The sequence below is a fragment of the Pantoea hericii genome (assembly GCF_014155795.1).
Taxonomy (GTDB): Bacteria; Pseudomonadota; Gammaproteobacteria; order Enterobacterales; family Enterobacteriaceae; genus Pantoea; species Pantoea eucalypti.
The window spans coordinates 316,031-339,867 of record NZ_SCKV01000002.1; the positions used below are offsets into that span (position 1 = coordinate 316,031).

19 protein-coding genes are annotated in these 23,837 nt (G+C 56.4%); 10 read left to right on the forward strand and 9 right to left on the reverse strand.

Going from position 1 to position 23,837, the window contains the following annotated elements; all coding sequences use genetic code 11:
• Positions 1–6: 6 nt before the first annotated feature.
• The 5 genes from H7K52_RS05135 to H7K52_RS05155 form a co-directional block, all read right to left on the reverse strand.
• Positions 7–873 carry an ABC transporter ATP-binding protein gene (locus H7K52_RS05135; RefSeq protein WP_182629779.1) on the reverse strand — a complete coding sequence of 289 codons (867 nt, stop codon included), beginning with the start codon at positions 871–873 and terminating at the stop codon, positions 7–9.
• Positions 845–1,750 carry an ABC transporter permease gene (locus tag H7K52_RS05140; RefSeq protein ID WP_003853540.1) on the reverse strand — a complete coding sequence of 302 codons (906 nt, stop codon included), beginning with the start codon at positions 1,748–1,750 and terminating at the stop codon, positions 845–847. The genes H7K52_RS05135 and H7K52_RS05140 overlap by 29 nt, the downstream gene beginning before the upstream one ends.
• The gene (locus H7K52_RS05145; RefSeq protein WP_182629780.1) at positions 1,747–2,778 is read right to left on the reverse strand and encodes an ABC transporter permease; all 1,032 of its coding nucleotides are present in this window, start codon (positions 2,776–2,778) and stop codon (positions 1,747–1,749) included. The genes H7K52_RS05140 and H7K52_RS05145 overlap by 4 nt, the downstream gene beginning before the upstream one ends.
• A complete protein-coding gene (locus H7K52_RS05150; protein ID WP_182629781.1) occupies positions 2,775–4,406 on the reverse strand; it encodes an ABC transporter substrate-binding protein in 1,632 nt (543 codons plus the stop codon). The genes H7K52_RS05145 and H7K52_RS05150 overlap by 4 nt, the downstream gene beginning before the upstream one ends.
• A 102-nt stretch (positions 4,407–4,508) precedes the next feature.
• A complete protein-coding gene (locus tag H7K52_RS05155; RefSeq protein ID WP_182629782.1) occupies positions 4,509–5,663 on the reverse strand; it encodes a mandelate racemase family protein in 1,155 nt (384 codons plus the stop codon).
• A gap of 351 nt (positions 5,664–6,014) precedes the next feature.
• Here H7K52_RS05155 and H7K52_RS05160 point away from each other — a divergent pair, with 351 nt between their 5' ends.
• From H7K52_RS05160 to H7K52_RS05175, 4 genes are all read left to right on the forward strand, one after another.
• Positions 6,015–7,130, forward strand: a complete 1,116-nt coding sequence (locus tag H7K52_RS05160; protein WP_003853552.1) for an ABC transporter substrate-binding protein — start codon at positions 6,015–6,017, stop codon at positions 7,128–7,130.
• A 165-nt stretch (positions 7,131–7,295) separates the two neighbouring features.
• Positions 7,296–7,703 carry a DUF2231 domain-containing protein gene (locus H7K52_RS05165; RefSeq protein WP_003853554.1) on the forward strand — a complete coding sequence of 136 codons (408 nt, stop codon included), beginning with the start codon at positions 7,296–7,298 and terminating at the stop codon, positions 7,701–7,703.
• 12 nt (positions 7,704–7,715) lie between these two features.
• Positions 7,716–9,017: a PQQ-dependent sugar dehydrogenase gene (locus tag H7K52_RS05170; RefSeq protein WP_003853556.1), complete on the forward strand. Its 1,302-nt coding sequence runs from the start codon at positions 7,716–7,718 to the stop codon at positions 9,015–9,017.
• A 630-nt stretch (positions 9,018–9,647) separates the two neighbouring features.
• Complete coding sequence (locus H7K52_RS05175; RefSeq protein WP_039660257.1) at positions 9,648–10,280, forward strand: DapH/DapD/GlmU-related protein; 633 nt, start codon at positions 9,648–9,650, stop codon at positions 10,278–10,280.
• A gap of 36 nt (positions 10,281–10,316) precedes the next feature.
• Here the strand turns inward: H7K52_RS05175 and H7K52_RS05180 are convergent, their stop codons facing one another.
• The gene (locus H7K52_RS05180; protein ID WP_258195887.1) at positions 10,317–10,703 is read right to left on the reverse strand and encodes a hypothetical protein; all 387 of its coding nucleotides are present in this window, start codon (positions 10,701–10,703) and stop codon (positions 10,317–10,319) included.
• 113 nt (positions 10,704–10,816) lie between these two features.
• Complete coding sequence (locus H7K52_RS05185; protein WP_182629783.1) at positions 10,817–12,019, reverse strand: MFS transporter; 1,203 nt, start codon at positions 12,017–12,019, stop codon at positions 10,817–10,819.
• A 128-nt stretch (positions 12,020–12,147) separates the two neighbouring features.
• Between H7K52_RS05185 and H7K52_RS05190 the strand changes: the two genes are divergently transcribed.
• Together H7K52_RS05190 and H7K52_RS05195 are read left to right on the forward strand one after the other, a co-directional pair.
• Positions 12,148–12,603: a winged helix-turn-helix transcriptional regulator gene (locus tag H7K52_RS05190; RefSeq protein WP_008925175.1), complete on the forward strand. Its 456-nt coding sequence runs from the start codon at positions 12,148–12,150 to the stop codon at positions 12,601–12,603.
• Positions 12,604–12,839: 236 nt separating this feature from the next.
• On the forward strand, positions 12,840–14,270 hold the full coding sequence (locus H7K52_RS05195; protein WP_003853564.1) for a purine-cytosine permease family protein: 1,431 nt from the start codon (positions 12,840–12,842) through the stop codon (positions 14,268–14,270).
• A gap of 88 nt (positions 14,271–14,358) precedes the next feature.
• On the opposite strand, the gene H7K52_RS05200 is transcribed toward H7K52_RS05195, so the two are convergent.
• On the reverse strand, positions 14,359–15,681 hold the full coding sequence (locus H7K52_RS05200; RefSeq protein ID WP_105099188.1) for an MFS transporter: 1,323 nt from the start codon (positions 15,679–15,681) through the stop codon (positions 14,359–14,361).
• Positions 15,682–15,871: 190 nt separating this feature from the next.
• The gene (locus H7K52_RS05205; RefSeq protein WP_182629784.1) at positions 15,872–16,882 is read right to left on the reverse strand and encodes a GT-D fold domain-containing glycosyltransferase; all 1,011 of its coding nucleotides are present in this window, start codon (positions 16,880–16,882) and stop codon (positions 15,872–15,874) included.
• A gap of 669 nt (positions 16,883–17,551) precedes the next feature.
• Here H7K52_RS05205 and H7K52_RS05210 point away from each other — a divergent pair.
• The 4 genes from H7K52_RS05210 to H7K52_RS05225 all read left to right on the forward strand — a co-directional run bounded on the left by H7K52_RS05210 (position 17,552) and on the right by H7K52_RS05225 (position 23,805).
• Positions 17,552–19,909 carry a membrane-bound PQQ-dependent dehydrogenase, glucose/quinate/shikimate family gene (locus H7K52_RS05210; protein ID WP_182629785.1) on the forward strand — a complete coding sequence of 786 codons (2,358 nt, stop codon included), beginning with the start codon at positions 17,552–17,554 and terminating at the stop codon, positions 19,907–19,909.
• Positions 19,910–20,210: 301 nt separating this feature from the next.
• Positions 20,211–21,191: a TIM barrel protein gene (locus H7K52_RS05215; protein WP_003853574.1), complete on the forward strand. Its 981-nt coding sequence runs from the start codon at positions 20,211–20,213 to the stop codon at positions 21,189–21,191.
• A gap of 55 nt (positions 21,192–21,246) precedes the next feature.
• A complete protein-coding gene (locus H7K52_RS05220) occupies positions 21,247–22,287 on the forward strand; it encodes a sugar ABC transporter substrate-binding protein (RefSeq protein ID WP_182629786.1) in 1,041 nt (346 codons plus the stop codon).
• A gap of 15 nt (positions 22,288–22,302) precedes the next feature.
• Positions 22,303–23,805, forward strand: coding sequence for a sugar ABC transporter ATP-binding protein (locus H7K52_RS05225; protein ID WP_110411410.1), 1,503 nt, complete (start codon positions 22,303–22,305; stop codon positions 23,803–23,805).
• Positions 23,806–23,837 lie beyond the last annotated feature (32 nt).

Consider the following 23,837-nt stretch of genomic DNA (forward strand, 5'->3'; position numbering starts at 1 on the left):
CACTCCTTAATCGGTTAACCAGCTTGCGTGACGTTGTAACACTGGCAGGCGTGTGCGGCGGTGATCAAGGTCGGGCAGCGCCGCCAGCAGTCCCTGCGTGTAAGGATGCTGTGCGCGATCGAGGTCACAGGCGGCCAGTGACTCCACGACGCGCCCGGCATACATCACCAGCACCCGATCGCAAAAGCTGCGCACCAGATTGATATCGTGACTGATAAAAATCAGCCCCAGTCCGCGCGCTTTCACCAGATCATTGAGCAGTGCCAGCACCTGCAGTCGTACTGAGACATCCAGCGCAGAGGTCGGCTCATCGGCAATCACCAGTTCCGGTTCGGTGATCAACATCATGGCAATCATCACGCGCTGACCCTGACCGCCGGAAATCTCATGAGGATAGAGCTGATAAACCCGTTCTGGATCACGGATCTGCACCTCCTCCAGCATCGCCAGCGCCCGCTGACGTGCCGCCGATTTCTGATCGCGATGATGACTGCGCCAGGCCTCGGCGATCTGCTCACCAACCCGAATCACCGGATTCAGCGAATATTTCGGGTCCTGCATAATCATTGAGATGCGTTTGCCACGAATGGCGCGCATCTGCGCCGGGCTGGCGTGCAGCAGGTCGATATCGCCAAACTGCATCCGGCTCGCCTCAATGCGCGCCTTCGCCGGATGCAGCTTCAGCAGGGCGCGACCCACGGTCGATTTACCGGAGCCAGACTCGCCGACTATCGCCAGCTTCTCCTGACCGAGCTGAAAAGAGACGCCGCGCACCGCCGGGGTTGCCTGGCGTCCGTTAATAAAGTTCACGTGCAAATCGCGCACGTCGAGCAACGGCGTGGCGTTACTCACTGCGGGGATCAAGCAGGTCACGTAGGCCATCTCCTAAGAAATTAAATGCCAGGCTGTTAATCAGGATCGCCAGACCGGGCACGGTGACCACCCACCAGCACTCAAGCATGTAGGTGCGGCCGCTGGCGATCATCGCGCCCCATTCCGGATCGGGCGGCTGTGCGCCCAGCCCGAGAAATCCCAGCCCGGCGGCAGTGAGGATAATGCCCGCCATATTCATGGTGATGCGGATAATCACCGACGGCAGGCAGAGCGGAATAATATGTTTCCACAGCACCCGCAGCGGCGATGCGCCCTGTAAACGGACCGCTGAGATAAAGTCCGCCTGACGCAGCGACAGCGTTTCGGCGCGCGCCAGACGGGCGATAGGCGGCCACGCGGTGAGCGTAATGGCAATCACCACATGCTCCAGACCCGGGCCCAGGGCGGCAACAAACGCCAGCGCCAGTACCAGGCTCGGGAAGGAGATAAAGATATCGGTGACGCGCATCAGCACGCTATCGACTTTGCCGCCGAAGTAACCGGCGGTGACGCCCAGCAGCAGGCCCAGTGGCCCGACGGTGACCGACACCAGCAGTACAATGTAAAGCGTGATGCGCGCGCCCCAGACCAGACGGCTGAAAATATCGCGGCCAAACTCGTCGGTGCCAAACCAGTGGGCTGCACCGGGCGGTGTCAGGGCGTTGTTCAGATCCTGAATCAGCGGATGATATGGCGCGATCCAGGGCGCAAACAGTGCGACGATGCAGAGCAGCAGCACAATGCCGCCGCCAATGGCGGTGAGGGGATTACAGGCCATGCGCCAGAGGAAATAGCCGCAGCGGGCTGCAAACCGCTGGCAGCGTGCCAGACGCTCGCGGGAGTGACTTACAGAGGCAGTGTCAAAGGAGATCGTCATACTTTGGTCCTCGGATCAAACACCTGATAGAGCAGGTCGGAGATCAGGTTAAGCAGTACAAAAATCAGGCCCACCACCAGCACACAGCCCATCACCGCATTCATATCGCCCAGCATCAGGCTGCCGGTGAGGTAAGAACCAAAGCCGGGCCAGGAGAAGACCGTTTCGATCAGTACCGCGCCCTCCAGCAGCGAGCCATAGGCCAGCGCCACGACGGTCAGTAGCTGCACCAGGATGTTGCGGAAGGCGTGCTGCCAGATCACCTGCCATTCGGTCAGGCCTTTGACCCGTGCGGTCAGGATGAACTCCTGCGAGAGCTGCGCCAGCATAAAGCTGCGCGTCATGCGGCTGATGTAGGCCATAGAGTGAAAACCCAGCAGCGAGGCGGGCAGTACCAGATGGTTGAGTGCGTTCCAGAATACCTGGCTGTTGCCGGCCAGCAGGGCGTCGATCAGCATGAAGCCGGTGCGATGGGGCACAATGCCATCCAGGCTGAAATCCACCCGTCCTGCGCCGCCGACCCAGCCGAGATGGGCATAGAACAGCAGCAGGCCCATCATGCCGACCCAGAAGATCGGCGTGGAGTAACCGGCCAGACTGAGCATCCGCACCGCATAGTCGATGACGCTGTTACGGCGTGCCGCCGCCAGCACACCCAGCGGTACGCCGAGGCCCGCACCAATCACAATTGCCAGCGTGGCCAGCTCTACTGTGGCGGGAAAGACGCGCAGAATGTCGTATACCACCGGCTGACCGGTGAGCAGCGCATGGCCGAGATCGCCATGCAGCAGCGCGTTAAGGTAGATGCCAAACTGTACCCACAGCGGTTTATCAAAGCCGAGCTGGTGGTAGACCTGCTGGTAAGTGGCCTGATCGGCGTCGGGGCCGACAATCGCCAGCACCGGATCCAGCGGCATTACCCGGCCAATAAAAAAGGTCAGCAGCAGCAGGCCGAACAGGGTAATCAGCACCTGCACCGCGCGATGGGTGATGCGACGGCACTGATGTCGGGTCAGGGTCAGAATCATGGGGTGCCTCCCGCCAGGGCTTCAGGGGTTTTCCAGACGTCGCGCAGAAAGGTGGTCGCGGAGGGATGGGGCTGATACGCCTGCACCCGGTTACTGACCACCACGGAGTCGAGCATTTGTGAAATCGGCATCAGCGCAGGCACCAGCTGGTCATAGCGTTGCTGGATGGCGAAATAGTCCTGCTGCTGACGGGATTTGTCGCGTTCAACCAATGCCTGATCGATCATGCGGTTAAGCTGCGCGTCGTAGAAACCGGTGCGCCAGCCCTGAAAGTTAGTCAGCCGGGCGCTGTCCGCATTGTTCGGGTTGTAGACCAGCGAACGCAGGCTGGAGTGGGGATGCGGCTCTACACCGCTGCCGCCGCGTCCGACCAGCAGATTAAACTGACGATCGCGCATCGCGCCATAAATCTGGTTGCCGGTGCCGGTAATGATTTTTGCGCGAATCCCGCCCTGCAGCAGCGTTGACTGCACCGCGATGGCGATATTCAGGAACGGCTGATCGGCCAGCACCCGCAGCGTGGTGTCGAAGCCGTCCGGATAACCCGCCTCAGCCAGCAATGCCCGGGCACGCGGCACATCGAGCCGGTAACCGGGGTCGGGGAGCGTGGCGGGCATCCCGGCCTGAATCGGGCGCTGATGGAGTTCGCCGTAGCCGGTCATCAGGCTCTTATTGATGCCCTGATAATCGACCAGATAGCGGACCGCCTCACGCACTTTGCTATTCCCGAAGTGTGGATCTTTCATGCTCATCGCCAGGTAATAAATCGTCCCTTTTCTGACTGCGTCGATGGTGAGGTCGGGATCGTGGCGCAGGGCGCGCACGTCGGGGATCGCCATGTTACTGGCAATATCCAGGTCGCCTTTCTCCATCATCAGCCGCAGGGTCTGCGACTCCTGAAGGTGGCGGAACACCACCCGCGACATTTTTGCCTCTCCGCGCCAGTAGTCTGCCGCGCGACTCATCCGCAGCACATCTTTTGCCTGCCAGACATCCAGCCGGAACGGGCCGGAACCCGCTTCATGCGTGGTCAGCCAGCGGTTGCCCCAGTCGCCATCAACCTCATGCTGCTGCACCGTTTTGCGGTCCAGGACCACCATGCTGCCCAGCGCCGCCAGCGAGTAAATCACCAGTTGCGGATCGTTTGGCTTAGGAAGTGTGATCACCAGCGTGCGGTCGTCGGGGGCGGTGATCATCTGGTCAACGTTGTCGCGGCTGAAACCGTACGATTTCCACACCGACGCCTGCGCCAGATTCAGATGCAGCACCCGCCGCATCGACCAGACCGCATCGGCGCTGGTGAGCGGATTACCGGAATGAAACCTGACGTTGTCACGCAGGTGAAAGGTCAGGGTGCGGTTATCGGGGCTCACTGACCAGCGTTCGGCCAGCGCCGGGCGCACCTCGGTGAGCTGCTGCGGGTTCAGCTCAACCAGGCCGTCATAAAGATTCACCACTATGCCGACCACCTCGTTGCCGGTCATGGCGGCCGGATCCAGGGTGAGCAGGTTATTCATGTTCATGCCGACGATTAGCTGATCATCCGGCGTTTTTGCCTGGATAGACGCGCTGCCCGTCAGCACCAGCAGCGTGATCAGCCACGCGCCACATCGTTGTGTCAGGGTCATAAGTGAAGTCCAGCAGGTCAGAGGTTTTTTCCCGTTTACCGCGTCGTCAGAGGTGCGCGGTAACGGGGTTCTTATTGTGTGCCGTACTTTCGGAAGTGCGATTTACCAGCGATTCAGCGTATGAGTCTCAATCCAGCTGAAATTAATATCTTCACCCAGTCCGTTTCCCGTGGGCAGGGTGACAAAGCCCTGATCGTCCATCGGATCAATCAGGCTATTGAGGTAGGCAGGCGGCGTCTCATAATCCAGGAAGGGATGCAGCAGGCCGCGCTCATACCAGCGGCAGTTACGAATCGCGCCGACTACCGCCAGGCTTGCTGCACCGTTGCCGTGGACTTCACAATCCATACCAAAGGCTTCAGCCAGACTGGCCACTTTCAGCGTGGCAGAGATGCCGCCTACGCCATTGGCACCCGCACGCAGAATGTCGCACGCGCCGGCGCGAACCCAGTCGGCACGGCTGTGATGTTTACCGCCCAGACTTTCCGGGCCAAGCACGTCAATAGAGAGGTTGTCCGCCAGCCAGGCGTAAGAGGCCATGCTCTCTTCTTCCATTGGCTCCTCAAACCAGGCGAAATTAAGTTTTTCCAGTGCCTTGCCGATGGTCAGCGCGTCACTTCGGCTATACCAGTGGTAGCCATCCAGCATCAGTGCGATATCAGGGCCGACCGCTTCGCGCACTGCCGCGCAGGCTTTGATATCCATCGCCGGGCTGGGCGCAAAGGAGACCGGCGGCATCCAGGTGTGCAGCTTGATCGCCTGATACCCGCGCGCCACCAGCTTTTCAGCAAACTGTGCATACTCATCGGGCGTCGATAAACCACCTTTCAGCTCATCGCCACACATGGTGCTGCCATAAGCCGGGATCTTCTCGCGATAGCCGCCCAGCAGCTTGTGGACCGGCTGTTTCAGTTTGCGCCCAATCAGATCCCACAGTGCCTGCTCCACAGCGGAGAGCGCCCGTTCGGTGAGCTGGTGGGCACTGCCGCGCTGCCAGTGCACCAGGTCCTGCCACAGACGCTCGCGGTCAAAGGCGTTCTGACCGATCAGCACCTTGCGGAAGAAGGCATTAACCACGTGAGAACGCACCACTTCCGGCGGCGCAAAGGCGTAACCGCAGTCGCCATCCTCGCTGGTCAGGGTCAGTAACGCCATCTGGGCATCATTCTCCGGACCCGGATGATAGTGTCCTGCGCTGTCGGCGCAACGCTGGGTGGGATAAGTAAAAAGGGTGACATCAATGGCGCTGATCTTCACGGTTAAGCTCCTGTGGCAGGCTGTCCTGATGAATTATTAAAACGCTGTTTCATTTTAAATTTAGCGATCACAATTCATTAACGCATTAGCCAAAACGATACGATTAATGGCTAAAATATGTGCAGCCGCCCAGGCCGTTGTGAGCATATTCACGAAAGATGCGCGTTTTGTGAGCCGCGACACGCTGCGCTTTTTTGTGCCCGGAGGGAGCATTGTTTACCCTCTTCTCAGCCTGTTAACGCCGCGCTGCAAAAACATTTATTTGGATGACTTCCCCTGACCCCGGTTTTAGGTAATAGTAACGCCGTTTTACATTAATAATTCTCATTATCATTTGTGCGGGTTTTTACAATGAAAAAATGGTTTTTAGCGCTGGGGCTGTTGACGTTAGCCGGGACGGCTTCGGCCAAAATGATTACCGATGTTGCAGGCCGTCAGGTCGAGGTGCCGCAGGAGGCAAAACGCATCATTCTGGGCGAAGGGCGTCAGATCTATCTGCTGGCGGCGTTTGATACGGGTGCGCCGTTTAAGCGGGTGATTGGCTGGCGTGATGACCTGCATAAAGCGGACTGGGACGGTTATCAGGCTTATGAAAAACGCTATCCGGAAATTAAAAAATTACCGACCTTTGGTGGCGCAAAAGATGGCACCTTCAACGTGGAACAGGCGTTAACCCTGAAGCCCGATCTGGTGCTGATGAATCTGGAATCCAAAGCTGCCACCGATGAAGGCAAGCTGATTGAAAAACTGCAGGCGGTGGGTGTGCCTGTTGTGTTTATCGATTTCCGCGAAGCCCCGATGGAGAACGCGGAGAAAAGTATCCGCATCATGGGCGAACTGGTGAATAAACCAGAGCGGGCGCAGGAAATTATTACCTTCCGCCAGCAGCAGATTGACCTTGTCACCTCGCGTCTGAAAAACTTTACCGGCTACCGGCCGAAAGTGATGATTGACCGTGCAGGCGGCTACAGCGACGAGTGCTGCATGTCGTTTGGTAATGAGAACTTTGGTCAGATGGTAGAGATAGCAGGCGGTCGCAATATCGCTAAAGATCTGATTCCTGGTACCTTCGGCACCGTTAACCCGGAGCAGATCATCGCCAGCCAGCCGGATGCGGTGGTGGTGACCGGCGCGAACTGGAAGAACTACAATACCGTGGGCAAATGGGTCGGCGTGGGTCCGGGTGCCAACGTCACTGAAGCCACGGCGCGTCTGAAAGCGCTGATGATGCGCGATGCTTTCAAAACTCTGCCGGTGGCGCACAACGGCAACGTCCACGCCATCTGGCATCAGTTCTATGATAGCCCGTATCAGTTTGTGGCGATTCAGGCGCTGGCGAAATGGCTGCACCCCGATCTGTTTGCTGATTTGGATCCGGACGCCACATTCCGCACCTTCCACGAGAAGTTTCTGCCGCTGCCTTACCAGCCAGGATACTGGGTCACGTTACCCGCGGATAAGTCCTGACAGACCGGCGATGACAGGGACGTCATCCGCCTGATTTGCAATTCCCTTCGAATAAACCCTCTGTTTCTCTTCAGATTTACTAATCTTTTACAGGCGCGGTGTCGGTTGCTCTGAGCAGCGCGACGTCTGACCCGATCCGCATTCACGTTAAAAATGGAGAGAAACATGCGCAATACCCTGGGAAGATCGGCGTTTGCCGTGACGCTTTACGCCTTGCTGGAGCCTGTGCCGCTGGGCTTTTTTGTCGCCGCCTGGCTGTTCGACATTCTCTACATGCAGACCTTTGTACAGTTCTGGACGGATGCCGCCAGCTGGCTGATTGCGCTGGGACTGATACTGGCGATTGTGCCGCGACTCATCGCGCTGGTTTATCTGTTTCGCGGCAGTGACAGTGCGGAAAAGGGCCATTTCTGGCTCTGGCTGGTGGCGATTGCGATCGCTATAGTCAATGCGTTTATTCACAGCCGTGATGCCGCCGCTGTGATCCCGCTGGGTGTGACGCTTTCGACGCTGGTGGTAGCACTGCTGCTGCTGGCGAATGTGCAACTTGCGTTACGTCAGCGTAGCGCTTAAGGAGGAGCCACCATGAACATACCGCATAAAACGCTGCTCGCGCTGACCCTGACCGCCTTGCTGGCAGGCTGTGATGAGGGTGCGCTGGTCGATCCGCAAAAGCAGACGGGACCGAACCCTGAACTGCCGCAGGCGAAGAATTTCTTTATGCCGCCGATGCAGGTACCGGAAGGCACGCCCTGGAAAGCGGGCGAAATGCCAAAAGTGGCTGACGGATTAAAGATTGAAAAAATTGCTGAGAATCTGCAGCATCCGCGTCAGGTCTATGTGCTGCCAAATAACGATGTGCTGGTGGCGGAATCGAACGGACCACCGAAGCCGACGACACGGCCTAAACAGCTGATCATGGGCATTGTGCAAAAAGCGTCAGGCAAAGGGGGAGAAGGCGGCAACCGCATTACGCTGTTGCGCAATGTTAACGGTAAATGGGAGCAGCATCGCTTTATTGAAAATCTGCATTCGCCGTTTGGTATGCAGCTGATTGGTAACACGCTCTATGTCGCGAACGCTGACAGCCTGGTGAAATTCCCCTATCGCGAAGGGGAAACGGAGATTCGCACCGCACCGGAAGAGGTGACAGAACTGCCGGGCGGACCGATTAACCACCACTGGACCAAGGCGCTGTTAGCCAGCCCCGATGGCAGCAAGCTCTATGTCGGTGTCGGCTCCAACAGTAACGTCACCGAGAACGGCATTGGCGCCGAGTATCGTCGTGCGGCGGTGCTGGAGGTGGACGCAGCCAGTGGTGCCAGCCGTATCTTCGCCAGCGGACTGCGCAATCCAACCGGCTTACAGTGGGAGCCGCAGAGCGGCAAGCTGTGGGCTGTGGTCAATGAGCGTGATGAAATCGGCTCCGATCTGGTGCCTGATTACATGACCTCAGTGCAGGATAAAGGCTTCTACGGCTGGCCCTACAGCTACTATGGCCAGCATGTGGATACCCGTGCCGAACCGCAGCGCCCCGATCTGGTAGAGAAAGCGATCAAGCCCGATTATGCCCTGAGTTCACATGTCGCGCCGCTGGGTCTGCTGTTTTATGGCGCCGATAACATGCCGCAATACCGTGGTGGCGCGTTTATCAGTGAGCATGGCAGCTGGAACCGGACACCGCTGAATGGCTATAAAGTGGTGTGGGTGAAATTCGAGAATGGCAAGCCAGTAGGGCAGCCGCAGACGGTGGTCTCGGGCTTCCTGACGGATGACGAAAAGCAGGTGCGCGGTTTGCCGGTGGGTCTGGCCAGCGACAAACAGGGCGGTGTCCTGATTGCTGACGATGCAGGTAATACCGTCTGGCGAATCAGCGCCGCGAAGTAAGTTCCGTGCTGCTTTTTTAAGCAGGAAGCAGGCATAAAAAAAGGATTTGGCATGTCGCCAAATCCTTTATTTTTTTGTTCGCTACCCGGCTGGTAACCGCGCTGCGAACGAGGTGCTCAGCACTCTCCACAGACAAGATTGTAAAATGTGCGGCTAAGGATTTCAAGTTTCGCCAAAATGCTGTATGTTTATACAGGTGTTGAGTGTTGAGCATCGCCTCATTGTCGACTGGCCGCTCCCAGGGGCACGGTTTTAAAATCCCGGCAGGCATCAGGTGGTGCTGGCCTGTGGCTTTAACCATGAGTGCCGCTCAGCCCTCTCCACAAAGATGTGCTTAGGCACCCGGCGGGTAGAGTCAAAGCCCTGGTTTGCCGAACAGCGCGCTCCTGTAAAAGGAGAAGGAAAGTGATGGAACTGACTAAGCTGATTCTGGATCTTATCCGGGTCATCTTGCAGATCATCGTTGCCCTTATGCAACTGACCGGTCACGCAGGTTAACCGGAACTTGAAACAAGGCGGAGCTAACCACTCCGCCTTTTTTCTTTGTCAATTCTCTGTCATCGGCGTTGTGTAAGGTGGTAAGGCAAAAAGCAGGCCGCCGGGGCGCTGCTTATCCAGACCGGGAGTAATATGTCCATTGCCGCCGTTGTACCTGCCCGTTTAGCGCACACCTGGATTGATGACACTGTGAAGATGCGGGAAACCACAGTGGGTCAGCAGTGTGAGATCCTGGCGCACAGTTCACTGGAATATAGCGAACTGGGTGACTTCTCCTATGTCGGCGAGCACTGCTGCCTGGCCGACACCAAGGTAGGGCGATTCTGCGCCATTGCCAATCAGGTGCGTATCGGTGCGCCAAATCATCCCATGGACCGCGCCTCTCAGCATCGCTTTACCTACTGCCCGGAGTATTATCATCACGATGCCCGACGCGATCAGGGCTTCTTTGCCGCTCGTCGCGCCGACCGTGTGGTGATCGGAAATGATGTCTGGATCGGCCACGGTGTGATTGTGCTGCCTGGTGTTACGATTGGAGATGGTGCGGTGCTGGCTGCGGGCGCCGTCGTGACGAAAAACGTTGCGCCTTACAGCGTGGTTGGCGGTGTGCCGGCCCGGCCACTGCGGGTGCGGTTTACCCCAGCGATTGCGGCCCGCCTTCAGCGCATTGCCTGGTGGAACTGGCCGCTGGAGAAATTGATGGCGAATCTGCCCGACTTTCAGCACGGCGACATCGACGCGTTCTGCCAGCGGCACGATAGTTAATTTGCTCATTATCCCGCTGACTGAGGGCGCGTCTGCCTATTTAAAAATAAGCCAGCCCGCCACGCTAAGCAGTCCCACAGTTAAAATGGCAAACACTTCCCCGCGAGCAAATGCATTCGCACTCTGCTGATCTTCGTTTCGAATGTCATGAAAACGCGCCAGCGCACGGTTTTCATCAGGGGCGGTCACTTCTTCGAATTGTTTCTCGTAGCCGCGCTGAGACAGTTCAGCCGCGCCTGCGCTGTCGTTTCTCTCCAGCACGGTAATCTGGCGTCCCTTTTTAAAAAAACAATATTCCGGCATGTGCTCCTCCTGGAACAGGGTGGCTGTGAGAAATAACCTATATGAACCGGCCGCGCGTTGTATAGCGAAGTCTTGAGACTCTGAATACTGGCGTCGCTTACCGCAAAGCATATCTGTCACGGATGATAACTTCCAGGCTGTTGAATGGTCTGCTGTGCCGGTCTGTCCCTCGCACCACACCAGAGAGTCTTACCGAGCCATCAGTGGAATAATGCCCTGCAGAGGTAATGTCATTAGTGACGCATACCGTACCAGCAGAGAAAGGCAGAGGCGCTGGCAGTTGCCCCGGCATAGCAGACCGCCTGCCATCCCCAGTGGGCGTAAAGCTGGGTAGCTGCAATCGCGCCCAGTGCACTGCCCAGCGAGTAAAAGCACATATAGGCACCGACCAGACGACTGGCTGCCTCGGGCCGGGCAGCCACCAGCAGGCTCTGATTAATCACATGTACCGTCTGAATAGCGAAGTCGAGCAGGACCACCCCGACTATCAGCAGCAGTAGCGAGCTTTGCAGCGCGGCTATCGGCAGCCAGGAGAAGGTCAGCAGCACCAGGGCGAAGCCGGTGGCTTGCTGCCCCCGTCCCTGGTCAGCCCATGCGCCTGCTCTGGAGGCCGCCAGCGCCCCGGCCAGACCCGCCAGTCCGAACATCCCAATCGCGGTGTGAGTCAGCGACAGGTCCGTCAGCGGCATTACCATCGAAGACCAGAGCATACTAAAGGCCGCAAAAATCAGCAGCGCGAGGATGCCTCGCCTGCGCAACAGCGGTTCCGTCCGGAACAGCCGAAAAACCGACAGTAACAGCTGAGTGTAGGGGGTGCGCTGCGGCTGGCCGGTTGTGGCGTGCAGCACTTGCACCAGTACCAGCGAGATCAGCAGTAACAGGCAGGCGGCCGTCAGAAAGACCGCCCGCCAGCCCGCCAGATCGGCAATCATCCCGGAAATAAAGCGCGCCAGCAGAATGCCGATCACGATGCCACTGGTCACGCTACCCACCACCTGTCCACGCTGCGTGGGTGACGCCAGCATGGCGGCCCAGGCCACCATCAGCTGCGTGACTACCGCCATTAACCCCACCAGCAGCATCGCACAGAGCAGCGTCATCAGGTCGGGCGCGAAAGCCGCGGCGGTTAACGCCAGCACGGAAAGCACCAGTTGGGTGAGCACCAGTTTTTTGCGGTTGATGCAGTCGCCTAACGGCACCAGAAAGAGTAATCCGAGGGCGTAGCCGGTCTGAGTGACCGTAACCACCGTGCCAATGGTGCCGGGAGAAACCTGCAGGCTGATGGCTATCAATTCCAGCAACGGCTGCGCCGAATAAACATTGGCGACCGCCAGCGCAGAGGTGAGTGAGAACAAAAAGATCATCCGGGGCGAGAGCACCGGCATCGCGGCGGGCGATGGATCGGCTTCCTGAGCCTTGCATGTCGTCGTGGTCATAATTATGCCTTCTGGTTTTTATTTGAAACTGGATTGACATTATCATTGATCGAGCTGGTTTTTTTTTGCAACTTCTTTTCAAGGTGGCTAAGCTGGATTCATCAGACAGGCAGAGTGAGAGAATAAAAATGGCTAAGCAGGAATCCCTGAGAACCAGCGAGTGTCCGGTTGCAAGAACCCTGGAGTCTATAGGTGAGCGCTGGTGCATGATGATCGTGCGTGAAGCCTTTGATGACGTCCGCAGATTCAGTGACTTCCAGCGCAACTTAGGGCTGGCGAAAAATATCCTGGCGTCGCGCCTGAAGCAGCTGGTGGAGATTGGGGTGTTTGAGATTGCGCCGGCCTCGGATGGCAGCGCCTACAGCGAATATGTCCTGACCGAAAGAGGCCGTTCACTGTTTCCGGTGGTGGTGGCTATGCGCCAGTGGGGCGAACGCTATCTGTTTGAAAAGGGCGAGACCCACTCGGTGTTGCTGGATAATGCGGAAGGCAAACCGCTGCCGCGTCTTGAAGTTTACTCGTCTCAGGGGCAGAAACTGGATCCCGCCGACTGCCATCGTCAGCGGGTCGTTGCTGAGGGTTAACCGTCGGAGTATCGCCTCCTCCCTGCACGCTGAGCCTGACCTACCTGGCATCGCACGCGATCCCGATCGGCGTTATCAGCCTGTCGATATCATCACATTTTCCAATGACAGGTTGCCTTGTAACTTTCAGATGTGCATGACATTCTCGCTAATTGTATAGACATGTAATTGCAACCAGGGATAGGGCAAATCACGCTTTCCGTTAACGCGTCTCTTACCGTTTCAGCGAGGAATCTATGTCGGTCAAATCATCCGTATCAGATTATTCAGGCGCAGAGAAACCGCGCCTGTCAGAAACCCGTTCTATTGATTACATCCCATTGCGTGAACGGCATGGTCATCCTTTTAGCCAGTTCACGCTCTGGTTTGGTGGCAACCTGCAAATTACCGCGATTGTTACGGGTGCGCTGGCCGTGGTACTGGGCGGCGATGTCATATGGTCCCTAATCGGCTTACTGGTGGGACAGATTCTGGGTGCAGCGATCATGTCGTTGCATGCGATCCAGGGGCCGCGTCTTGGGTTGCCGCAGATGATCACCAGCCGTATGCAGTTTGGCGTCTTCGGTGCCGTGATTCCTCTGGTGCTGGTCTGCATGATGTATGTGGGGTTTTCAGCCAGCGGGACGGTCCTGGCGGGGCAGGCCCTGGCTAAACTTGTCGGTGTCAGCAATGCAACCGGGATGATCCTGTTCAGCACCCTCATCGTGATCATTGCGGTGCTGGGCTATCGCGTGATTCATCAACTGGGGAAGGTGGCGAGCGTCATTGGCGTGTTAGCCTTTGCTTATCTGTTTATCACGCTGTTCACTACGCATGATTTATCCGCCGTGTGGCAGAATCAGCACTTTACCCCGGCAAATTTTCTGCTGGCGGTCTCTCTCTCTTCCTCCTGGCAGATTGCCTTCTGTCCTTATGTCTCGGACTATTCGCGCTACCTGCCAGCAGATGTCTCTGCGAAGAAACTCTTCAGCGCGGTATTTTTGGGCACCGTACTGGGCACCCAGGCGTCAATGACGCTGGGCGTGATCGTCGCGGCCATTGCCGGAAGTGCGTTTGCAGGCAATGAGGTCGGTTACATCGTGAGTATGGGCAGCACAACAACCATGGCTATGGTGATTTATTTCGCCATTTGCTTTGGGAAAATCACCTTTACCACGCTGAATGCGTACGGCAGTTTTATGTCACTGACCACTATTGTCTCTGGCTTCCGTCAGCAGACCACACTGAGTCGCGGCGGGCGCATACTGTTTGTGGTACTGATGGTGGCGCTGGCCTGCGTTATTGCTCTCCTCAGTGAACCGGCCTTTCTGAAATCCTTCACGCACTTCCTGCTCTTTTTGCTGGCTTTCTTTGTGCCCTGGAGCGCGATCAGCCTGACCGATTTTTATCTGATCACCAAAGGCAGCGTTGATGTCCCGGCGCTGTCTCAGCCGGACGGACGCTATGGACGCTGGAACCTTGCCGGTATTACCGTCTATTTTCTGGGGGTGCTGGTGCAACTGCCGTTTATCGATAATCCGCTGCATCACGGATCGCTGACCTGGATTTTTGCCGGTAATGATGTCTCGTGGATCGTCGGCTGGTTTGCGACGGCACTGTTGTGGCTTGTCGCCAGCCGCTGGGATCGCCGTGGCACACCTGAACAGTCAGTTTATCCTGCGGGGTGACAGATTAAGCCGCCGGGCGGCTGGCATTCAGGGAGAGTCAGCGCGGGTGAGTGATCACCCGCGTGTCAGGGAATCTGCGCGTTTTAAATCAGGCTGCTGAAACATCCGCCGTGCCGGTCTGCGCCTCAGCCACCAGCGGCTTCTCAGGCTGTAGCAGCGTCATCGCCAGCATGCTGCCGAAGGCGATGACTGCGGTGACGGTAAACATGGCGTTATAGCCGTAATATTGCGCCAGCCAGCCACAAAGCATCGGGGAGATAATTGCCGCCAGATTGGCTATCGCCAGTGTCATACCGCTGTAGGTACCCACCGACGCCTTCGGGGTGACATCAATCACCACCGACCAGTAGACATTATTCACCAGTGCATTCAGCGCATTGCCCAGGGTCATCAGTGCAATAATCCCGGCTGCCGACTGGACATAGGGAATGGCCATAAAGCAGCAGGCGGTGCCGCACAGCGTGACTGCGGCAAAGAGATTGCGCGCCAGACGCAAATTACGAAAGCGGGCCAGCAGGGCATCAGCAATGCGACCGCCCAGCAGCACTGTAATACAGGCACCGCTCCACGGAATCATCGCCACGTACCAGAGCGAGTGCAGGTCATAATGAAAATTATCCTGCAGATACTTCGGCATCCAGGTCACCAGGGTAAAGGTGATGTAAAGGAAGGAGAAGTAGCCGAGTGCGTTGCAGACCAGCGTGCGGCTGGTAAAGAAGCGCCACCAGGGCAGTGGAACGCCATCGCCGGCGCTGCGGCGCTGACCGCTCAGGATCAGCGTGCGTTCTGCTGCGCTGGTGTGGGGACTTTTATCCGGGCTGTCGCTGAACGTGCGGGCAAACAGCAGCATTGCCAGCAGAGAGAACACCCCAAGCAGGATAAACATCATGCGCCAGTCATGGGTCAGAAGCAGCAGGCCTACCGCAATCGGCGCGGTCAGCAGTGCGCCAACCTGCGTCGAGAGCAGGCCGATGCCCAGCGCAAAGCCGCGCTCGTTATCGGGTGCCCAGTGGGCGATCGCCTTGTTCATCAGCGCATAGGCCGGGCCTTCGGAAAAACCAAACAGGATGCGCAGGGCAGCAAAGCCCATAATGGCTGAGCCGCCAAACAGCGCCATGCCTAACTCTCCAGCCCAGGCGGTCGCGATTTCCAGCAGCGACCAGAGCACACCTGCCAGCAGCCAGACCTTTTTCGTGCCGATACGATCGGCAAGGAAGCCGCCACATAGCGAACCAAACAGATACCCAAAGCCAAAATATCCCAGCACTGCGCCAAGCTGGACTTTGCTGAAGTGGTACTCGGTCGCAATGGCGTTGGCTGCAAATGACAGGGCGCCACGATCGATGTAATTGATCAGGGCGATCAGGAACAGCAGTGAAAATATGGTGTAACGGTAACGACGGGTATTCATCTTACTTCTCCTGATTAAGTGTCTCAGGAGGACTCAAGCAAGATTGATGCCGGAAAGAAAATTTGCCCGGCTAACACTGGCAGGTAGCGTGCCCGGGCAGTTTACTCTGCCCGAAACGGTATTCGCTGATCTCGCTAATTATTTGCCTGCGCATCAATGCGGTGCAGTTGCTGCCTGACAATGGTGAGTCTTACGCGGCGTTATGATGGCTCGGGCTGACGTGGGGCAGTGGGATAACCACGGCTTCTGCTTCGGCTTCTGTGTCCGGCATTTTGTTCAGTGATTCGCCGACGTGTTGCAAAACCTGCCGCTGGTAAGTTGCATCGGCCACGGTAGTCTGTTCACTCAGCAGCACGCCCGCCTCATTGACGTTTTTACCTTCTACTTTTATTTTTGTAGTGGCACTGGCCAGCATCCACTCATATTCAATGTCAACGTGACCGCTATCGATACAGCGGATACCGCGCTGACTTAAATCATACGCCAGTACCGTTGCCGTCGGCCCTAAAGAAATCAAGACCAGATCAAAGTTGACGGCATTCTCTAATACGGTATCAAAAAGACGGTCATAAACGGAAAAGGCATTACGGTTCAGCGTGGTAATACGTTTAACGTCGCTTGCGCCATCAAGTAAATCATTGCCTAAACCGAGACGTGTGCCACTGCCCTCAACAATTAATACCCGACGGCCCTGATAAAGCTGTTTGAATTTATCAAATATCGTCCGGGACAGTTTTTTTTCTTTATAATCGTGATAAGGACGGGTGACAGACGTATTTCCATACCGGACCTGTTGATTCAGCAGAGTCTCATAATGTTTAAAGTAAAATGATTTATGGAAGAACCAAAACAGGGCCGATCCATTTTTCATATTACGGGTAGTGCGAAAGGCATCCGGCAGACAAATCAGGCAGTTCGGATTAGCCGCAGCGTCCTGTTGCAGCAAGGCTTTGAGCCGCCCTGACAGTTTTGGATCAAAGGGCTGAAAACCGATATTTTTATACCAGGTCATTTCAAGTTCGCCGTCGCCGTAACGGGCCAGAGATAATTGTGGATTACGTAATAACAGATCAATTGTTTCTTCTATCGACATTACGGAATAACGCTTTACTCGTGCCTGAGCAGCAGGGTAGCGAATAGCTGCATTTAAAAACTTAAACGGAAAACGAAACTTGCGATAAATAGCGTTGAGTGCGGACATAATCAACCTGCCTGGGTTATTGCTGCCAGAGAAAATCCTGCCTGCTGGCTGGATAAAAAGAAGTGAGAAGAATGAAATATATCACAATTAGATTTCGCGTCATGCTACGGAATGTCTGAATTACTCTTCAGTCCCGGAACGACTTCTTTTATTAATCTATATATTTTTGAGGTTAAAGTGACAGAAATCATGACAGCGTAAAGTCAACTGCCAGATTTAATAATGTGAAAATCATTGACACCGTATGAGTGCTGATACTCTTTCAGTTTAAAAAAGGAACACAGTAACATTCCCGCTTTAAGCAATAAGAGTTATTGCAGGGCGGTGCAAACAAACCATTATGATTATTTGACGTTAAAAATTGTCCATCAATTACACTTAAGCCAGCTTTATTGAAGCGATGCTTGTCTGATATTTGTTCGCCTTTGAACAAAAGGTGCGATAGTTAGCGGCCTATGGTTAACATTTTGTGATGTATATCTCGTTATTCTCCCTTCAGAAAGTAAAAAAAGCGGTCTGAATACCTCTGAAGGTAACATTTACAATAAATATTGCTAATGATTTACGCCTGTACACGTTTTTACATATTTCACACGTAAGTTAAAATCTCGTTGAATTTATGTTTCCAGCTTAACTTACCTATCGTCGCTAATGACCCGAGGAAGGATCATGATCAATAAATTAACCAGTATAATCATGGTGATATTTGCTATCGCCCTGATTTACATGGGAGGACAACTCCTGCTGGCAGGAGGCAGCGCGTTCTATGCGCTGATGGGTGCAGGCGTTTTGCTCAGCGCTATTCTGCTATTAATGAACAAGCGCAGTGCGCTGACCCTCTATGCGCTGCTGATGTGGGTCACACTCATCTGGACTATCTGGGAAGTGGGCTTTGACAAATGGCAGTGGATCCCGCGCGGTGACCTCTTTGGTGTGCTGGGCGTCTGGCTGGCTCTGCCGTGGGTGGTTCGTCCGCTTTATCAGGGACAGCGTCGCTTCCATCCGTTCCTCGGCGGCTCAGTGGTGCTGATGGTACTGCTGGTGGCTGGCCTCTGCTTCTACGATCCGTTGCCGCAGCAGGGCACTATCAATACGCCGCGTAACGCCTCTGCGACCGGCGGTGCCGCTGACGAGTGGAGCGCCTATGGCGGAACCGCGGATGGCCAGCGCTTCTCGGCGCTGAAGCAGATCACCAAAGATAACGTCAACGATCTGGAAGTGGCCTGGACCTATCACACCGGCGATCTGCGTCAGGGTGATGATGCGACCGAATACACCTTTGAAGCGACGCCGCTGAAAGCCAACGGCATGCTTTACTTCTGTACGCCGCACAACGAAGTCCATGCGCTTGATCCGGAAACGGGTGCGGTGAAGTGGAAAACCGCGCCGGATAAAAACCGCTCTTATCTGCAGCAGCATCAGACCTGTCGCGGCGTGAGCTATTTCGATGCCGGTCAGCAGGTGCAACAGCAGACGGGCGCAGCACCGGCCATCTGCCGCAAGCGTATCTTTAACGCGACCACCGATGCCCGCCTGCTGGCGCTGGATGCCGACACCGGCAAGCCGTGCGCTGACTTTGGTGACAACGGTGTGGTGAACCTGCGCGCCAACATGGGCGAGGTGCGTCCGCATGCGCTGATGCAGACCTCAGCACCGCTGGTGGCAGGCAATCTGGTGATTGTCGGCGGCTCAGTGATGGATAACGGCTTCAACAGCGGCAACCCATCGGGTGTGATCCGTGCCTATGACGCCGTCAGTGGTCGTCTGGTGTGGAACTTCGATCCGGCTAACCCGGATAACACCGCGCCCGTCGCTGCAGGAGCCACTTATCCGCAGGATACCCCGATCGCCTGGGCTACCCTTAGCGCGGACCTGAAAAACGGCCTGGTCTATGTGCCGTTTGGTAATGCCTCGCCGGATGAAGTAGGGATTGAACGCGATCCAGCCAGCAACACCGAGAAATTCCGTGATGCGCTGGTGGCGCTTGATCTGAAAACCGGTGCGTTCAAATGGCGCTATCAGAGTTCGAACCACGACTTGTGGGATCGTGATAACCCATCACAGCCCTCGCTGGTAGATATTAACTATCAGGGCAAGCCGCAGCCTGCGGTGATCCTGCCGACCAAAACCGGCAACCTGTTTGTGCTGAATCGCCTGACTGGCGAACCGGTTTACCCGGTAGAGCAGGTTAAGGTCTCTACCGATGGCATTAAGGGCGAGCAGTATGCGGCGACCCAGCCGGTCTCCAGCCTGAACTTCATCCCGCAACCACTGACTGAGAAGTCGATGTGGGGCATCACGCCGTTTGATCAGATGGCCTGCCGCACCACCTTCCGTGAGTTGCGCTATGACGGTAACCCGTGGACGCCGCTCACCGAGAAAGGCTCGCTGATCTTCCCGGGCAATATCGGGGTGTTTAACTGGGGTTCCGTGGCTGTTGACCCACAGCGTCAGATGCTGATTGCGGCACCGGTACGCCTGGCTTACAAATACAACCTGATTAAGCGCACGCCGGAAACCGAAACGCAGCGTACTTTCACCAAAGATGGCACGCCGTACTGGAATGAGAACTTCCACGGTGACTACGCGATTCACATCCAGCAGATGGCGTCGGGACTGGGTATTCCCTGCATCGCGCCACCGTGGGGACGGATGGTGGGTGTGGATCTGACCACCGGCAAAACCGAATGGCTGCGCCGCGTCGGCACCACCAAAAACCTCAAGACCAGCTTCCTGCCTGGCCGCTTCCCGATCGGTTTCCCGATGGGGATGGTGGCGCACGGCGGACCGCTGCTGACGGCGGGTGATCTGGTGTTCCACGGCGCAACGGCAGATAACTTCTTCCGTGCTTACGACAGCACCACTGGCGAACTGCTGTGGCAGACTGAACTCAGCGCCGGTGCGCAGGCCACGCCATCCACCTTTATGGGTAAAGATGGCAAGCAGTACGTGGTGATTGCCGCAGGCGGCCACGGCTCGCTCGGCACCACGCAGGGCGACAGTGTTGTCGCTTTCCGTCTGAAGTAAGTCATCTCGTCCCGCTGAGCGCCGCCCTGGCGCTCAGCTTTTTTCATTTATTTCTCTGCCAGATTCCATGCCCGGCTTCTCACGACAACCCGTTGTCTTTCAATTAAATTCTCCCTCCACTGCCTGTTATTCATCTGATAACACACCGAAACTATTTCGTGACAGTGCTCCCGGTTTAGAGATTTCCCCATCCTGACAGACTTGCGCATTAAGCCGCGAGGCGTAGATTAATATATAACTTCACAATTAATCGTGAATATGAAAAGTACTTCACAATACGCACTCTGAAGGATTGAGCCTCATGTCGGAACTGAAATTTGCTACCCGTCTCAACTCGTTCGCCTCGGGCGCACACCTCTACTGGCCTGACCTGCAGGGCAAGCCGTCGGTTCTCCAGATGGTTGCCCGTGCGGGAAAGGTAAATGGCTTAACACATCTCGATCTTAACTTTCCGCAGCATCTCACCACTGACATCGCCACTCTGCGCCAGGCGATTGAGGATGCGGGCCTGGCGGTAAATGGCATGCAGATGCGCTGGGATGCACCTCAGTTCAAAATCGGTGCATTTACGCATCCGGATGCGAAAGTGCGTCGTGAAGCGATCGAGCTGACCAAGCGCGGTATCGATGCGGGTCGGGAGTTTGGTTCCCGACTGATGACCCTGTGGATGGGGCAGGATGGATTTGATTACTGCTTCCAGGCCGACTACAAAAAGATCTGGGAGGATGCGGTCAGCGCTGTACGTGAAGTGGCAGAGTACGCGCCGGATGTCGACGTCAGCATCGAATATAAACCGAATGAGCCTCGCGCCTACAGCATCTTCCCCAACGCGACCACCTGTCTGCTGGCAGTGGAAGAGGCCGGCTGCGCCAATCTGGGTATCACGCTGGATTTCGCGCACGTCCTGTTTGCCAATGAGATCCCGGCTTACGCTGCTGCGATGGTGGCACGCCGCTCACGGCTGCTGGGACTGGACCTGAATGACGGCTGGGGCAAACGTGACGACGGACTGATGGTTGCCTCCGTGAATCCGCGCGCCACGCTGGAGTTTCTCTGGCAAATGCAGCGTGACGGCTACAGTGGCGCTTACTACTTCGATACCTTCCCGGATGCCAGCGGTCTGGACCCGATTCGTGAAGCAGAGAGCAACATCGCTACCGTTAAGCGCCTGCTCAGACTCTGTGACCAGCTGCACGGTAACGCGGCATTACTGGCGGCCATTGCGCGTCAGGATGCGGTGGCTTCCCAGCAGATAGTCAACGACATCATGCTGGCTCGCTGACAGTCGATTAATCCTAAGAACATCACACCTCTACCCACATGCTGAGACTATAAAAATGAAAAAACGCCTGCTTGCCTTTATCGCTTCTTCACTGCTCTGCAGCACAGTTTATGCGGCAGATCTGGCACCGCTGCAATCCGACACTGAACCGGATCGCACCGACTGGACCCAGCTTGATACTAAATATGGCGCGCTGCCGAAAGTCGACAAGTCGCTGAAAATTGGCGGGGTATCAAAAACCCTCACTAATGAGTACTGGCGCCTGCTCGGCCAGGGCTACCAGGACGCGGCGAAAAAGTATGGCATTACCGTCGAGTACCAGGCGGCAGCCAATGAGGACGATCAGCTTGGTCAGCTGTCGATTGCAGAGACCCTGATCTCCCAGGGCTTTAACGGCCTGCTGGTTTCGCCGCAGACCGACATCAACCTGCAGCCTGCGCTGGAGAGTGCGAACAGCAAGAATATCCCGGTGGTGAACGTCAACGATGCGGTGATGCCGAATGCGCGTTACTACGTCGGCAACGTGCAGAAAGATAACGGTGTGCGGGTCGCGAAGTGGTTTATTCAGCATCATCCGCAGGGCGGGAAAGTCGCGGTGATTGAAGGGCAGCCAGGCGTGTATGCCGCCGGACAGCGTACCCGTGGCTTCAAAGAGACACTGGACGCAAATGGCAAGTTCACCATTGTTGCCAGCGTGCCGGCGAACTGGAGTCGCGAGCAGGCCTTTAATGCGGCGTCAACCATCCTTCAGCAGCATCCTGACCTGATCGGCTTCTATGCGAACAACGACACCATGGCGCTGGGCGTGGTGGAAGCGGTGAGGGCGCAGAACAAAGCGTCACAGGTGGCGATTTTTGGCACTGACGGCATTTCGGATGCGTACGCCTCAATCAAGCGCGGCGAGCTGACCGGCACGGTGGACAGCTTCCCGGTGCTGACCGGTGAAGTGGCGACGGACGTCATGATCCGTCTGATCAATGGACAGAAACTGTCGCGCGTTATCTCCATGCCACAGGCGTTGATCACTAAAGAGAACGTCGACGCGTTCTCGACCAAAGACAACAACCGGTTGCGTGAGCTGCTGGCTCAGCAATAGTCGGCGGAGGCGGGTATGGAACAGTTTCGCTTAATGATGCGCGGCATCAACAAAAGTTACGGTAACGCCGCCGCACTGCAGGAGGTCGATTTTTCAGTGCGACCCGGCGAGGTGCATGCGCTGATTGGGGAAAACGGCGCGGGTAAATCGACACTGCTGAATATCCTCTCAGGCGTGCGCGGCGCTGACAGCGGAGAGATCAGCGTTAATGGCAACAGAGTGCAGATTCGCAGCCCGCTCAGTGCACGTCAGGCCGGTATCGCCATGATTCACCAGGAGTTGCAGCATGTTCCTGAGCTTTCCGTGGCGCAGAACATGTTCCTGGGTCGCCCGCTGACCCGTGCCGGTGGCTGGTGGGTGGATAAAAAAGCGCAGCTGGCGCGGGCGACGCTGATTCTGAAGACGCTGGATCCCACTATCGATCCCGATACGCCGATCAGAAATCTCAAGGTGTCGCAGCAGCAGATTGTTGAGATCGCCCGTGCGCTGCTGGATGACGCAAAAATCATCGCCATGGATGAGCCGACTTCCAGTCTGACGCCCCGCGAGTTCGACCGGCTGGCGGAGCTGATAGGCGATCTGAAGTCGACCGGCGTCTCGCTGATCTATGTGTCGCACAAGATGAATGAGATTTTCCGGGTCTGCGACCGCGCCACCATTATGCGTGACGGAAAGCAGGTGGGTGTGGTCAACATCAGTGATGAGGATGAAGAGAGCATTGTCGCCAAAATGGTCGGACGGAAGATCGACAAACTCGACCATCAGGCGTTTGTCAGCGAACGCGAGGTGCTGCGGGTAGAGGATCTGACGCGGGGCAATGACGTGGTAGCCGCCAGTTTCAGCGTGCGAGCTGGTGAAGTGCTGGGCATTGCCGGGCTGGTGGGTGCGGGGCGGACCGAACTGCTCAAGCTGATTGCCGGCATCGACAGGCGTACCGGTGGCACGGTGAGCGTCAACGGCACCGCAGTGCAGAACCACAACGTGCGTGCGGCGATCAAAGCAGGTATTGGCCTGGTGCCGGAGGATCGCAAGAAAGAGGGCATCATTAAAGAGCGGGCGGTGAAGATGAACATGGCGCTGCCGTCGATGCACCGCTTCACGCTGGCGGGGCTGATGAACCATGCCCGGCTCGACTGTGAGGCGCTGAGGGTGATGGGCGACCTCAAACTGCGTCCGCTCGACATTGAGAAAACCATCGGCACGCTGAGCGGCGGCAATCAGCAAAAAGTGATTATTGGCCGCTGGGTGGCGGCGGATGCCAACGTGTTTCTGTTTGATGAGCCGACGCGTGGCATCGACATTGGCGCTAAGTCTGAGATCTATCACCTGATTGAGAAACTGGCGCAGGCGGGCAAAGCCATTGTCGTGGTGTCGTCAGAGATGACCGAGATTATGCGCATCTCTGACCGGGTGCTGGTGATGCGCGAGGGGCGTATCACCAAAGAGCTCACTGGCAGCGCGATCACCGAAGAGAACATTGCCCGCTATGCCATTAAAGATATCGACCAGACCGCCTGACCGCTTACCTGACACTATTTAAGGTTAATATT

What these genes read in the sequence shown, in the direction of transcription:
- H7K52_RS05195 (WP_003853564.1), top strand. Translation starts at nt 12,840, where the DNA reads ATGTCGGTCAAATCATCCGTATCAGATTATTCAGGCGCAGAGAAACCG.
- H7K52_RS05165 (WP_003853554.1), top strand. Translation starts at nt 7,296, where the DNA reads ATGCGCAATACCCTGGGAAGATCGGCGTTTGCCGTGACGCTTTACGCC.
- H7K52_RS05220 (WP_182629786.1), top strand. Translation starts at nt 21,247, where the DNA reads ATGAAAAAACGCCTGCTTGCCTTTATCGCTTCTTCACTGCTCTGCAGC.
- H7K52_RS05160 (WP_003853552.1), top strand. Translation starts at nt 6,015, where the DNA reads ATGAAAAAATGGTTTTTAGCGCTGGGGCTGTTGACGTTAGCCGGGACG.
- H7K52_RS05205 (WP_182629784.1), bottom strand. Translation starts at nt 16,882, where the DNA reads ATGTCCGCACTCAACGCTATTTATCGCAAGTTTCGTTTTCCGTTTAAG.
- H7K52_RS05175 (WP_039660257.1), top strand. Translation starts at nt 9,648, where the DNA reads ATGTCCATTGCCGCCGTTGTACCTGCCCGTTTAGCGCACACCTGGATT.
- H7K52_RS05150 (WP_182629781.1), bottom strand. Translation starts at nt 4,406, where the DNA reads ATGACCCTGACACAACGATGTGGCGCGTGGCTGATCACGCTGCTGGTG.
- H7K52_RS05170 (WP_003853556.1), top strand. Translation starts at nt 7,716, where the DNA reads ATGAACATACCGCATAAAACGCTGCTCGCGCTGACCCTGACCGCCTTG.
- H7K52_RS05190 (WP_008925175.1), top strand. Translation starts at nt 12,148, where the DNA reads ATGGCTAAGCAGGAATCCCTGAGAACCAGCGAGTGTCCGGTTGCAAGA.
- H7K52_RS05215 (WP_003853574.1), top strand. Translation starts at nt 20,211, where the DNA reads ATGTCGGAACTGAAATTTGCTACCCGTCTCAACTCGTTCGCCTCGGGC.
- H7K52_RS05225 (WP_110411410.1), top strand. Translation starts at nt 22,303, where the DNA reads ATGGAACAGTTTCGCTTAATGATGCGCGGCATCAACAAAAGTTACGGT.
- H7K52_RS05210 (WP_182629785.1), top strand. Translation starts at nt 17,552, where the DNA reads ATGATCAATAAATTAACCAGTATAATCATGGTGATATTTGCTATCGCC.
- H7K52_RS05185 (WP_182629783.1), bottom strand. Translation starts at nt 12,019, where the DNA reads ATGACCACGACGACATGCAAGGCTCAGGAAGCCGATCCATCGCCCGCC.
- H7K52_RS05200 (WP_105099188.1), bottom strand. Translation starts at nt 15,681, where the DNA reads ATGAATACCCGTCGTTACCGTTACACCATATTTTCACTGCTGTTCCTG.
- H7K52_RS05145 (WP_182629780.1), bottom strand. Translation starts at nt 2,778, where the DNA reads ATGATTCTGACCCTGACCCGACATCAGTGCCGTCGCATCACCCATCGC.
- H7K52_RS05140 (WP_003853540.1), bottom strand. Translation starts at nt 1,750, where the DNA reads ATGACGATCTCCTTTGACACTGCCTCTGTAAGTCACTCCCGCGAGCGT.